The sequence below is a fragment of the Microbulbifer sp. A4B17 genome, assembly GCF_003076275.1.
Taxonomy (GTDB): Bacteria; Pseudomonadota; Gammaproteobacteria; order Pseudomonadales; family Cellvibrionaceae; genus Microbulbifer.
Genome location: NZ_CP029064.1, coordinates 3,700,001 through 3,713,277, shown reverse-complemented (window position 1 = coordinate 3,713,277; position 13,277 = coordinate 3,700,001). Strand labels below are relative to the sequence as shown.

General features: G+C 52.3%; 11 protein-coding genes (1 of these 11 cut by a window edge). 10 read left to right on the top strand and 1 reads right to left on the bottom strand.

The window, feature by feature from the left end:
• Window positions 1–183 precede the first annotated feature (183 nt).
• On the bottom strand, window positions 184–2,217 hold the full coding sequence (locus BTJ40_RS16335) for a glycoside hydrolase family 16 protein (RefSeq protein ID WP_108734091.1): 2,034 nt from the start codon (window positions 2,215–2,217) through the stop codon (window positions 184–186).
• A 691-nt stretch (window positions 2,218–2,908) separates the two neighbouring features.
• Here BTJ40_RS16335 and BTJ40_RS16330 point away from each other — a divergent pair.
• The 10 genes from BTJ40_RS16330 to BTJ40_RS16285 all read left to right on the top strand — a co-directional run.
• A complete protein-coding gene (locus BTJ40_RS16330) occupies window positions 2,909–3,421 on the top strand; it encodes a CinA family protein (protein WP_238152032.1) in 513 nt (170 codons plus the stop codon).
• A 173-nt stretch (window positions 3,422–3,594) separates the two neighbouring features.
• Entirely contained in the window at window positions 3,595–4,629 is a 1,035-nt protein-coding gene (gene recA / locus BTJ40_RS16325; protein WP_108735301.1) for a recombinase RecA, read from the top strand.
• Window positions 4,630–5,115 carry a regulatory protein RecX gene (locus tag BTJ40_RS16320; protein ID WP_108734089.1) on the top strand — a complete coding sequence of 162 codons (486 nt, stop codon included), beginning with the start codon at window positions 4,630–4,632 and terminating at the stop codon, window positions 5,113–5,115.
• Window positions 5,116–5,215: 100 nt separating this feature from the next.
• Entirely contained in the window at window positions 5,216–6,694 is a 1,479-nt protein-coding gene (glpK, locus tag BTJ40_RS16315) for a glycerol kinase GlpK (RefSeq protein WP_108734088.1), read from the top strand.
• Between the two features lie 48 nt (window positions 6,695–6,742).
• Window positions 6,743–7,753 (top strand): class I fructose-bisphosphate aldolase, encoded by a 1,011-nt coding sequence (locus tag BTJ40_RS16310; RefSeq protein ID WP_108734087.1) that lies wholly within the window; start codon window positions 6,743–6,745, stop codon window positions 7,751–7,753.
• A gap of 32 nt (window positions 7,754–7,785) precedes the next feature.
• Window positions 7,786–8,625, top strand: coding sequence for an alpha/beta hydrolase (locus BTJ40_RS16305; RefSeq protein WP_157954123.1), 840 nt, complete (start codon window positions 7,786–7,788; stop codon window positions 8,623–8,625).
• A 132-nt stretch (window positions 8,626–8,757) separates the two neighbouring features.
• Window positions 8,758–8,943, top strand: a complete 186-nt coding sequence (locus BTJ40_RS16300; protein WP_108734085.1) for a Trm112 family protein — start codon at window positions 8,758–8,760, stop codon at window positions 8,941–8,943.
• 4 nt (window positions 8,944–8,947) lie between these two features.
• On the top strand, window positions 8,948–9,295 hold the full coding sequence (locus BTJ40_RS16295; RefSeq protein WP_108734084.1) for a histidine triad nucleotide-binding protein: 348 nt from the start codon (window positions 8,948–8,950) through the stop codon (window positions 9,293–9,295).
• 72 nt (window positions 9,296–9,367) lie between these two features.
• Entirely contained in the window at window positions 9,368–11,977 is a 2,610-nt protein-coding gene (alaS, locus tag BTJ40_RS16290; RefSeq protein WP_108734083.1) for an alanine--tRNA ligase, read from the top strand.
• 132 nt (window positions 11,978–12,109) lie between these two features.
• Window positions 12,110–13,277, top strand: the 5' portion of a protein-coding gene (locus tag BTJ40_RS16285; RefSeq protein WP_108734082.1) for an aspartate kinase. The gene runs 65 nt beyond the window's last position; only the first 1,168 of its 1,233 coding nucleotides appear in the window; its start codon is at window positions 12,110–12,112; the stop codon falls past the right edge of the window.

Sequence of the window (13,277 nt, the reverse complement as noted above, 5' to 3'; positions counted from 1 at the left end):
GTTGGCAATATACATTTTTCTTGTTTGTATATTTTACCCGGTTAGATGCTGATAGCGCCCAGAAATATTTTTAAAGGAAGATATCTGTCGGCAGATATGGAGGGTTTTGGTATTGGTGATACAGGTCAGGTGGTGTAGAAAGAAAAAGGGCGCTGCCATTTGGCAGCGCCCTTTCTTGTAGTTTTAGTTTCTGCGGGGGCTCTGTGCACATTGAGCAGGTGGGGTGCAGCCTCCATGGCGATGCTTGTGCTTTTTCTGATGAGAATGGCACTTGTGAGAGCGCGGGCGACAGTTATCGCTATTGTCACTGTCCGAGCTTCCGCCGGAGAAGTAGATATCGTCAATCTCGATATCGCTGATATCTCCGTCAACACCCAACAGTTCAAACAGCTGGATAACATTTGACATATCTACCTCGCTACTGAAATCAGAAACGGGGATTGATACCTGATGCCACTCGCCATCGCGTGCGAAGTCGTATGGATCGGAGCCGCTGGTAAATTCAATCCACTGTTGGCCGATATCGCTGACGCTACCGCTTTTCATACCAATTTTAAAGGTGGTATCTGAGCTGGTTTTCAGGGCAAAATTCAGCGCTGCGGAATCATTATCGAAAGCGGACAGGTCATAGTAACTGTCGGCAGTAAATGCCATTCCAAACCAGCCGGCACCGGAGGAGTAATAGGAGAGTGACTCTTCACCTTCAAATGGAGTTTGAGTGGCTTCCAGCAGGGTATCGCCCCAAATATACAGGTTGCCATCAGTTCCCAGTGTGAAAGTTGAATTGGCCTCTGTAGTTTCGGTGTAGAGAGAGAAGACACCAGTCGGTGCTGTTTTTTCAACACTTTCGCTAAAGTAGATATCGTCAATGGCCAGAACAAAATCTTCAGAAGCGGCATCACCTCGAATCATAAATGCCTGGCTGATAGTGTTGAAGTCCACTCCCAGTTTGCTTAGGGGGATACTGACCTGATGCCACTCGCCATCGCGCTCCAAGCCGTAGGTATCGTCACCGTCTACCAGGTCCACCCATGCATCCCCGCTACCAGTACTGGAAATACCGATGCCGATGGTCTGGCTGCTGGTGGTTTTCATTTTGAAGTTAAGATGACCGTTCTCGTAGTTCATCAGATTCAGGTCATAGTGCATCCAGAAGCCCATGCCAAACCATTCACCAGCGGTAATATCAAATTCCAGGGCTTCATCGCCCTCGGCGGCTTCGGCACTGACAGTGGCTGTCATGCTGTTTTGATTCCAGACATACATTTCTGTATCGGTGCCAAGCTGCAGGGATTCGGAGAGGTTACTGCCTTCGGAAAATACGCCGACATCACCATTTTTTGCAGTGTCTTCAGCCAAGGCAATTTCCGTGCTGTAGCTGCTGTCGTCGTTATCGTAGATGCGGACATAGTCCACGTACATTTTGGCGGGCATCGGGGCGGTGATTTCGCTATTGGCATAAATCTCCGGGAAAATACCTCCTACCGCCAAATTCAGAATCAGGAAATGGTGCTGGCGGAATTCATCAAATGCTGGGTCATCACTCCCGATGCTGATAACTTCGTTGGCTTCATCATCGACCCACATGACAATACTGTCTGGTGTCCAGGTCATACCGAAAATATGGTAGTCCTCGGTGAGGTCTGTACTGGAACCGAAGTCGTCAACAAGGTTTTTGGATTGACCGTAGTCTGCCTGGCCGGTGTAGTCATCGGACTCATGCCACCAGTGGAAAGCGCCGGAAACTTCTGAGTTTACTGTACCGGCACTAAGAGCTTCAGCCATGCCGGCTTCGAGAATATCCAGTTCACCGCAGGCGGGCCAGCCTACCTGGCCGTAGTCGCCGCCCAGTTGCCAGAAGGCGGGCCATAAGCCGGCATCCAGATCAGGCAACTTAATACGGGCTTCGATGGTGCCGTATTTATAAGTCATGCGGCCCAGGGATTTCAGACGGGCAGAAGTAAAACTGCCGTCGTCGTTTTGCAGTGCCTGAATGATAAGGTTGCCATCTTCGACATAGGCATTGGCAGTGTCATCGGTGTAGGTTTGCAGCTCATTGTTACCCCAGCCTGAGTTGCCTACATCGTAGGTCCATACGGATTTGTCGATGCTGTCACCATCAAAATTATCTTCCCATACCAGTGTTTTCGAATTGGCAAGTGAGGACACGCAGGCGCCGACAATAGCAGCCGCGATCGCTGATTTTTTTAAGTTCATGGTCTTGTCTTTCTTTAATTATCTATGGGGATGCCAACTTCATTATGTTTTTATAGTGGCTGTAATTTGCCACGATGATTAATGGTTGTTGGGCTTGGAGATTTTCTGTTTTTTATTTTGATATTTACTTGTTTAGTACAGCAGTAACAGACTAACAAAAAGCCGATTGTTGCAAAGCGAAAGCATGGGCTCTTCATCGTAAGACTGGTCCAGCTTATCGCATAAACAAAAATCATTTGCTTTATGTACTCACTCGCAGGGTTTGGATTAAAGCAATTCCATGTTTATTCACGTTTGCTTTTTAGTTTGCTGTTGCCTCTTAATTTCACCATTTGAAATTATTTGTCGAATTTATCTCCCTTTTAAAATTTAAATTCTAAATCTGAGGTGAGTTGGCGGTGAAAATCAGATTTATAGGCTTGATGCCTGTTGGCAATTTTTGGCTATTAAATCTTTTCTGCGCTTGTGTGGTTACTTGGGGGGGTTATCTTTTCGTGCCTGCGAGAGTGTGTGTCGAAGCGATAGGATTCTTAACGGTTCAGTATTGGTGGTGTGGTTGTATTTTCGGCTGTGGAGCAGCAGGGGTAAAATGGACTTGTAAGTTGCCGCTGGTCGGCAGTCAGAATAAGTGCCCACTTCTGTGCTGTAATGTCGGAACTAGGGCACAGGAATGGTTTAACAGGAAGAAATAGTGGACCACAGAGATATAACCGGGCTTGCCGGCGAGTTGGGCCGGGAGCTGGAAAAGCGGGATTGGCGAGTGACATCGGCAGAATCTTGTACTGGTGGCGCGATTGCGGCGGCTATTACCTCTATTGCCGGTGCCTCTAACTGGTTTGATGGATCAATTGTAAGTTATGCCAACCGCATCAAACACAATGTTTTAGGCGTCGACAGCAATGACCTCAAGCAATTTGGTGCTGTGAGCGAGCCGGTTGCGCGGCAGATGGCTTGTGGAGCTTTGGCGATGATGGATGCCAATCTCGCCGTAGCGGTAAGCGGTATTGCCGGGCCCGATGGCGGTACTGCCGAGAAGCCGGTCGGCACTGTTTGGATTGCCTGGGCCCATGCGGAGGGGCAGGAGCCGGTGCAGATCGATGCGAAGTGTTTTTTATTTAACGGTAATCGAGCTGAGGTGCAATCGCAGACAGTGGTGAAGGCACTGAAGGGGATGTTGTCGATAATCCATGAGCATCCGGTTTGAGCGTATCCACTGGGGCAATTCTTCCCCTTTCATCTCAGCTACAGACCTCTATTCCATAGGTGGCAAGCTCAGCCTGGAGCTGGTACTCAGCTTATGGATTTACTGGTTGCCTATACAGTAATCCTTCGTTAAGCTTGCCACCATCAATACAGCTCAGAAATACGGGAATGGTCATGGATTCCAATAAAGACAAGGCACTAAAGGCGGCGTTATCTCAGATTGAACGTCAGTTCGGTAAAGGTACTGTGATGCGTATGGGAGATAAGGAGCGCGAGCGTATCCCTGCAATCTCCACCGGCTCCCTCGGCTTGGATGTGGCCCTGGGAATAGGCGGCCTGCCGCGCGGCCGTATTGTTGAAATCTATGGACCTGAATCTTCCGGTAAGACCACCCTAACCCTGCAGGTGATTGCCGAGGCCCAGCGCAACGGCGGTACCTGTGCTTTCGTAGATGCTGAGCATGCCCTCGACCCTATCTACGCTGAAAAACTGGGTGTTAATGTCGATGAGCTGATCGTATCCCAGCCGGATACCGGTGAGCAGGCGTTGGAAGTAGCTGATATGCTGGTGCGTTCCGGTGCTGTTGATGTACTGGTAGTGGACTCTGTAGCGGCCCTGACCCCGCGCGCTGAGATCGAAGGTGAAATGGGTGACTCCCACGTCGGCTTACAGGCTCGCCTGATGTCCCAGGCTCTGCGTAAGCTCACTGGTAATATCAAGAACACCAATACGCTGGCGATCTTTATCAACCAGATCCGTATGAAGATCGGTGTTATGTTCGGCAGCCCCGAAACCACTACTGGTGGTAACGCCCTCAAATTCTACTCCTCTGTGCGTCTGGATATCCGTCGTATCGGTTCCGTTAAAGACGGCGATGAAGTAGTGGGCAACGAAACTCGAGTGAAAGTCGTTAAGAACAAGGTAGCTCCTCCGTTCAAACAGACCGAGTTCCAGATCATGTATGGTGAAGGCATCAACATGATTGGTGAGATTGTCGATTACGGTGTGAAGATGGGGCTGGTGGATAAAGCCGGGGCCTGGTACAGCTACAAGGGCGATAAGATCGGTCAGGGCAAGGCAAACGCCACCAAGTTCCTGCGCGATAACCCCGATATTCGCAATGAGATTGAAGGCCAGCTGCGCGCGCAGCTGCTCGGTGATTTAGTCCCGGCCACTCCTGAAGAGGCTGCGGAATTACCGGAAGAGTAAATGCCGTACTCAAAAGCGGATTTTTCCGCTGATCCAGCTCAAGCGCTCTTCAGCGCGGCGCTTGAGCTGCTGACCCGCCGCGAGCACTCCCGTTATGAATTGAGGCAGAAGCTCGCGGCAAAATTCCCCAGCGCCGATTTCGATACGCTCTTTGAGCGCCTGCAGGAACTTAACTACCAATCCGACCAGCGCTTTTCCGAAGTTTTTGCCCGTTCCCGTGTCCAGCGCGGCCTGGGGCCGATGCGCATTCGCCAGGAGCTCCAACAGCGAGGTGTGGGCAGTGAATTGGTTGCTCAGGCACTGGATCAACTGGAGGTGGACTGGTTTGAGCTGGCAGCGGAGATACTACAGAGAAAATATCGGGCTCCAATGGGGGCTGAGCTTCCACGGGATCAGTGGGTGAAGGAGCGGGCGCGGCGCCAGAGATACCTGGCTTATCGGGGCTTTTCCGCAGATGCGATTGGCTGGGCGCTGGACGGCAATTAATCGGGCTTATACTCTGACTGCTGCCCGGATAACTGGTCGATAGCCTTCGGCCGTTTTTTCAGGCGCAGTAAGAGATTAAAAGAATAAGCGCGAGAAACCTATGATCCTGTCTATTGACCAGGGAACCACCGGTACTACGGCCTTTATCTTCGATAGTAAGGGTAACCTGATTGGCCGCAGTTACTCCGAAATTCCCAACCACTACCCCCAGCCTGGCTGGGTTGAGCAGGATGCGGAAGAGGTCTGGTCGGTAACTCTGCGGGTCTGTGCTGCAGCACTCCAGCGCGCCGGCATCCGTGCATCCGATATCACGGCGGTGGGAATTACCAATCAGCGTGAAACCACCATTCTCTGGGATAGATATACCGGCGAGCCTGTTTTCCCTGCAATTGTATGGCAGTGCCGGCGCTCGGCAGAGGTATGCCGGGAGTTGGGGGAGCTTGGCAGGTCTGATTGGTTGCGAGAGCGCAGTGGCCTATTGCTGGATGCCTACTTTTCCGCGAGTAAGTTGACCTGGCTGTTCCGCCGCAACCCGGATTTACTGACCAGGGCGCAAAATGGCGACCTGTGTTTCGGTACTGTAGATAGCTGGCTGATCTGGAAAATGAGCGGTGGCAAGGCTCATCTTACTGACCACACCAATGCCAGCCGCACCCTTCTGTACAACATAAAAGATAAAACCTGGGATAGTGAATTGCTGGATTTTTTCCAGTGCCCGGAATCCATCCTCCCCAAAATCCTGCCGTCGGCCGGTCACTTTACCGATACGGACCCCCATGCCTTTCTCGGTGCATCGGCTCCGATCTGTGGCGTTGCGGGGGATCAGCAGGCCGCACTGTTTGGCCAGGGTTGTACCGAGCCCGGTAGTATCAAAAACACCTATGGAACCGGTTGCTTTATGCTGGCTTTTGCCGGTGAGGATCGCCCGGAGTTGCCCCAGGGGTTGCTGGCGACAGTGGCCTGCGATGCTCAGGGCAGGCCGGCCTATGCCGTAGAAGGTTCAGTTTTCACGGCGGGTTCCGCGATACAGTGGCTGCGCGACGAGATGGGAATGATCCAGCAGGCGGTGGATACCGAAATTATCGCTCAGAGTATTCCCCATACCCGCGGCGTTTACCTGGTACCTGCGTTTAGTGGATTGGGTGCGCCACACTGGGATCCATCGGCGCGGGGGACTATCTGTGGTTTGAGTCGCGGAGCTGGTCGAGCTGAGGTGGTACGTGCAACTTTGGAGTCTATCGCTTACCAGAGCGATGAGCTTGCCCGCTTGATGGAGCAGGCCCTGGGTTTACCGATTACCCATATGCGTGTGGATGGAGGCGCTTGTGCCAATAATTTTCTGATGCAATTCCAGGCAGATATTTCCTCTTTACGTGTAGAGCGACCTCGCCAGATTGAGTCCACGGCTATTGGTGCTGCGTTGCTGGCAGGTATTGGCAGTGGCAATTGGCGGCCACAGGAATTGCCAGAATGTCTGCAGGAAATTGAGAGAGATTTTATGCCGGCAATGACTCAGGCAGAGCGGGATCAGTTGTTAACCGGTTGGCGGAGGGCGGTGAAAGCCTGCAAAGCTTTTTAGGAAGAGCCGCCTATCCTCTTAGCGTAATCACCCAAGGGAGGGGAAGAAATGTCACAGATTGATATGTTGCAGGAGACTGTAGCAGCCTTGGTCGATGGCCAAAGAGGTATCCTGGCTGCAGATGAGAGTAGCGGTACTATCGCTAAACGTTTTGCCTCGATTGGGGTGGACTCCACCGAGGCGAACCGGCGCGACTACCGCGCTGCGTTGCTGTCCTGTAAAGGGCTGGGTGAATGTATCAGTGGCGTTATTTTGTTTGAGGAAACCCTGGGGCAAAAGGATGTTGATGGTCAGCCCCTAGCCGAAATCGCAGCCGGACAGGGAATACTACCGGGTATTAAAGTGGACAAGGGCAAGGGGCCTTTACCCGGAGCCCCCGGAGATATGATCACCTACGGTCTGGACGGGCTGTCAGAGCGCTTGCAGCAATACAAAAAACAAGGGGCCCGCTTCGCCAAGTGGCGCGAAGTCTACCCTATCGGCCATCACAACCCCACGCGCCTCGGGCTTACCGCAAATGCTGAGATGCTGGCCCGTTATGCGGCCGTATGCCAGACCGAGGGGGTAGTACCCATTGTGGAGCCTGAAGTTCTGATGGATGGTGAGCATGATATAGAGCGCAGTGCAGCGGTTAATGAACGGGTTTGGCACTCTGTGTTTCACGCCCTTCATCAGCATGGGGTAATACTGGAGTTGATGTTACTTAAACCCAGTATGGTAACTCCGGGTGCGGAAGCGAAGTCGGCCGACCCCGAGCAGGTGGCGGAATATACCCTGCGCAGTTTGCGGCGAGCGGTGCCTGCAGCCGTGCCGGGAATTAATTTTCTTTCCGGGGGGCAGGGACCGGAAGAGGCTACCGCAAATCTCAATGCAATGAATCAACAGGGAGGTGGACCTTGGCAGTTGAGCTTTTCATATGGTCGCGCACTACAGGAGCCGGCGCTCGCTGCTTGGCAGGGACGCGCGGAAAATATTGCGGCAGCCCAGGAGGCGCTACTTAAGCGATCCCGAATGAATCACTTGGCAATGTTGGGCAGGTATCGTGAAACCCTGGAGTAACAAGCAAAATAATAATGAGTAAGGAGGTCGCAATGGAATTTGTCACAAGGGGGGTGACGCTGCACTACCGGCGCTGGTGGCTTGAGGAAGCATCTGGTGTAGTTGTTATTTCCCATGGGTTGGGAGAGCACAGCGGGCGTTACAGGGAGTTGGCAGAGGAGCTGAATCGAGCTGGATACAGTGTCTATGCCCTGGACCACTATGGTCATGGGTTGTCGGAAGGAAAGCGCGGTCATATTGAGGACTTTGCTCTTTATAGTGAAGATCTGAATGAATTTGTTGCCCTGGTAAGAAGTGGAAACCCTGGCCTTAACTTGCACCTGCTTGGGCATAGTATGGGGGCTGTTATCGCTTGTGGCTGCGCTATTCGATATAAATCTGTCGATAGCCTGAATCTTTCTGCACCGGGCTTTCGCGGTAAAAGCGAGCCCAGGGGGCTTTTATTATGGTTCGCACTGTTTTCCGCTCGCTGGTTTCCAGGGCTGGTTCTTTCCAGTCAAATAAATAGCCATTGGGTATCCCGAGACCCAGAGGTTGTTAAGAATTACATCAGTGATGATCTGGTGCATCACGGTGTCTCCCTTCGTTGGTTTGAGACTTTTTTGCGAGAGCGGGAATTTCTATCCAGCCAGCTGGGTAGGGTGACTGTGCCTTGCCTGCTGTTATTGCCGGAATCGGATCGTATTGTTGATGCAGAGCTAAGCCGCAAGTGGTTTGGGAGAATGAGCTCAAAAAACAAGCAGCTACACTGTTTCCCCAGGTCCTACCATGAGGTGTTTAATGAGGTAGAGGAGGGGCGTCTGGCTCGGGAGCTGTTACTCAGTCATCTTAATTCCGTGTCTGCAGAGCGCACTGCTGTCACACAAGGGTAAAAAATGTAAATCCAGAAAATAGCGCAGCAGAAGCTATGGCGAATACCGTGTAAAAGCGTATGAAGCATTGTATGATACGCGGTCATTTTTGCCCCCCGGATGTATTACTGGGGGAAAATAGTGGGGTGGAACATGGATAAGAAGTTGCTGAGCCTATTGGTATGTCCGGTGAGTAAAGCGCCGCTTGAATATCGGGAGGACACTCAGGAGTTGGTCTGCAAGGCCAGCGGCCTGGCCTATCCGGTGCGGGACGGTATACCGGTCATGCTGGAATCGGAAGCGCGGCAGCTGACAGCCGAGGAAAAGCTGGAAAAGTAAACCTATGGGTGAACCCAGCGTTTTCAGTCAAATTATCTCGGGAGATATCCCTGCTGAGATGATCTACGAGGACGACCAATGTGTCGTTATTGAGGATCGCGCGCCACAAGCGCCGACCCATCTCCTCATTATCCCACGCAAACCCCTGGTGAATTTATCTGCTGCTCGGGCTGAGGATAAATCCCTGCTCGGCCACCTTATGTGGGTGGCAGCAGAATTGGGGCGCAAGCTGGGACTCGAGGGCTATCGACTGGTAGTTAATAACGGTCGAAGCGCAGGTCAAACCGTATTTCACCTGCATGTTCACCTGCTTGCTCAAAAAAGAATGCCCGAACAGGGGCTGGCACGGTAGTGGAACATAAGTGACACCGTGTCACTGATGCCAATCAAATAAAACTCAACTAACGAAGTGGAATTACGCCGGATGAAAAGCGCACAGATTCGCGACGCCTTTCTGAATTATTTTGCTGAGCAGGGCCATGCCATTGTGCCCTCGAGTTCCCTGGTTCCGGGCAATGACCCGACGCTGTTATTCACCAATGCCGGCATGGTGCAGTTTAAGGACACCTTCCTGGGGCAGGAAAAGCGTTCCTACAATCGCGCCACCAGTTCGCAGCGCTGTGTGCGTGCCGGGGGTAAGCATAACGACCTTGAAAATGTCGGTTATACCGCACGTCACCACACGTTTTTTGAAATGCTTGGCAACTTTAGCTTCGGCGATTACTTTAAGCGCGAAGCGATTCGTTTTGCCTGGGAGTTCTTGACCAAGGTATTGGGTCTGCCCGAAGAGCGTCTCTGGGTAACTGTGCATATCAGCGATGATGAAGCGGCTGATATCTGGCTGAAAGAGATGGGGGTGAGTGCCGAGCGTTTCTCCCGCCTTGACGAGGATAACTTCTGGCAGATGGGTGACACTGGTCCATGCGGCCCCAGCTCTGAGATTTTCTACGACCACGGTGCAGATGTGCCCGGCGGCCCCCCCGGTTCCGATAACGATGACCTCGATCGCTATATTGAGATCTGGAACCTGGTATTTATGCAGTATGAGCGCACCGCTGATGGTGAACTGCACCCACTGCCCAAACCATCGGTGGATACCGGCATGGGCCTGGAGCGTATTGCCGCCGTAATGCAGGATGTACATTCCAATTATGAAATTGACTTGTTCCAAGCGCTGCTTAAAGCTGCGGGTGAAGTGGTCGGTTGCAGTAACCTGGAAGAGAAATCCCTGCGGGTGATTGCCGACCATATCCGCTCCTGTTCATTCCTGATTGCTGATGGCGTTATGCCCTCCAATGAGGGGCGCGGATTTGTGCTGCGCCGTATTATTCGCCGCGCCGTGCGCCATGGCCACAAGCTTGGGCATAAAGAAATCTTCTTCTACAAGCTGGTAGAGGCGCTCGCCGAGCAGATGGGTGATGCCTATCCCGAGTTGCGTGAGAAGCAGCAGCTGATCGAGAAAGCATTGCGCAAAGAGGAAGAGCAGTTTGCCAAGACCCTGGATAAGGGTATGGCGCTACTGGAGGATGCTCTGGCCTCTCTTGAGGGCAGTGAGATTCCCGGTGAGTTGGTATTTACCCTGCACGATACTTATGGCTTTCCTACAGATCTGACCCAGGATATCGCCCGTGAGCGCGGCCTGTCCCTGGATATGGATGGATATGAGGCCGCAATGGAAGCCCAGCGCCAGAGAGCCCGTGCCGCCGGTAAATTCAAGCAGGACTATACAGATGTCCTCGAGTTGGATGGAGCCACTGAGTTTCTCGGTTACAACACGACTGAGGCGAGCGGCAAAGTCCTGGCTATTGTCAAAGGTGGCGAACAGGTCGAGCGCCTTGAAGAAGGTGAAGAGGGTGCAGTTGTACTGGATAGGACACCCTTCTACGCAGAGTCCGGTGGTCAGGTAGGCGATAGCGGCTATTTGCGTGCTGGCGATGCCCGCTTTGAAGTGCGCGACTGTACCAAGCAGGGCGCCCACCACTTACACAGCGGCAAGGTATTGAAGGGTAGTGTCGCTGTAGGGGAAACCCTTGAAGCGACCGTTTCTGAAGATGTTCGCCAGTCCACCGCTCTGAACCATTCTGCAACTCACTTGTTGCACGCTGCTTTACGCAAAGTGCTGGGCGAGCATGTAACGCAGAAAGGCTCCCTGGTGGACTCCGAGCGCCTGCGCTTTGATTTCTCCCACCCCGAAGCGGTGACGGCAAAGCAATTGCACGCGATTGAATCTCTGGTGAATAGCCAAATTCGCGCAAATACCCTGGTCGAAACCCGCGAAACCGATATTGAGTCCGCAAAAGCTATGGGTGCTATGGCCCTGTTTGGCGAGAAGTACGGCGATACCGTGCGTGTACTTTCAATGGGTAAAACCGATGACAAGGCATTCTCCGTTGAACTGTGTGGCGGTACTCACGTGAAGCGCACAGGCGATATTGGACTGATTCGTATTGTTGGGGAAAGCGGCATCGCTTCCGGTCAGCGTCGAATCGAAGCGGTAACGGGCGCTCACGCAATGTCCCTGTTCGATCAGGCTCAACAGCGCCTGGAGCATGTCGCTACTTTACTTAAAGCGCGCCCGGATTCGCTGGCGGACAAGGTCGAGCAGCTCTTGCTCAATAATCGCAAACTGGAAAAAGAGATTGCCCAGCTTAAAACCAAGCTGGCCAGTGGTGCTGGTGGAGACCTCTCCGCTCAGGCGATCGATTTGGCTGGCTTTAAGTTGCTGGCAACTTCTATTGATGGTGCCGACGCCAAGTCGCTGCGAGATCTGGCGGATCAAATGAAGAATAAGCTCGGCAGTGGTGTTGTATTACTGGCGGCTCCGGGAGATGAAAAAGTAGCACTGGTGGCGGCAGTGACCAAAGACCTGACAGATCGCCTTTCAGCGGGCGACCTTATGCGCTTCGCCGCTGGTAAGTTGGGCGGTAAAGGCGGTGGTCGGAAAGACATGGCCCAGGGCGGGGGAACCGATGTGTCAGAGCTCCCTAATATGCTGAAAGAAGTGCCAAATTGGATAGAGCAATCCTTAAACTAGTTAAGTTTTGTCAAATTAGTGGCCTGAATGGGTAGTTAAGTTGATTTCACAGTGGTTTGGTGATTAAGTGCGCGCCTGCACGAGTTGGGCAGGAAGCGTACTTGTTGTGGAGCTAAGGAAACACAGTAAGTTATGAGTTTGTTCGTGCAGAAATATGGCGGGACTTCAGTGGGCTCTATTGAGCGTATTGAAGGTGTCGCCGATAAAGTTGCCGCGTTTCGCGCTCAAGGGCATGACATGGTTGTCGTCTTGTCCGCCATGAGTGGTGAAACTAATCGCTTGATTGATCTCGCTTATCAAATCCAGGAGAAACCAGATCCCAGAGAGTTGGATGTTCTGGTTTCCACTGGAGAGCAGGTCACAATTGCCCTTTTGAGCATGGCCCTGAAGAAGCGTGGTTATGACGCCTGTTCCTACACCGGTGGGCAAGTAAAAATTCTTACGGACAACGCTCATACCAAAGCTCGTATCCAAAGTATCGATGTGGAGCGGATGCGCACAGATCTCGATGAAGGCAAGGTCATTGTTGTGGCCGGTTTTCAGGGGGTGGATGACGAAGGCAATATCACCACCTTGGGGCGTGGAGGATCAGATACGACGGGTGTGGCACTGGCTGCGGCGTTAGATGCTACCGAGTGCCAGATTTATACCGACGTGGATGGGGTCTACACCACTGATCCGCGCGTGGTCGACAGTGCGCGAAGACTGGATCGCATCACGTTTGAGGAGATGCTGGAAATGGCCAGTCTCGGCTCTAAGGTGCTGCAGATCCGTGCCGTAGAGTTCGCCGGTAAGTACAAGGTTCCCCTGCGCGTACTCTCAACTTTTGAAGAGGGTAACGGAACCCTGATTAGCCTGGATGAGGAAGATAACGATATGGAACAGCCTGTTGTATCCGGTATCGCGTTTAACCGCGATGAAGCAAAACTGACTATTCGTGGAGTACCGGATACCCCTGGGGTTGCATGCCGAATCCTGGCTCCGGTTGGCGCTGAAAATATTGAAGTCGACGTTATTGTCCAAAATATTAGTGCTGTCGATGGTACGACTGATTTCACTTTTACCGTTCATCGCAATGACCTGACTAAGGCTCGCGATGTTTTGGAAAGGGTTTCTGCGGAACTTGGAGCCCGAGAGGTGATCACAGACGACAAGATCGCGAAGGTTTCCATTGTTGGCGTTGGTATGCGTTCACATGCAAATGTGGCAAGTCGTATGTTTAGCGCCCTGGGTGAAGACAATATCAATATCCAAATGATCACCACTTCTGAAATTAAGATCTCGGTGATTATTGATGAGC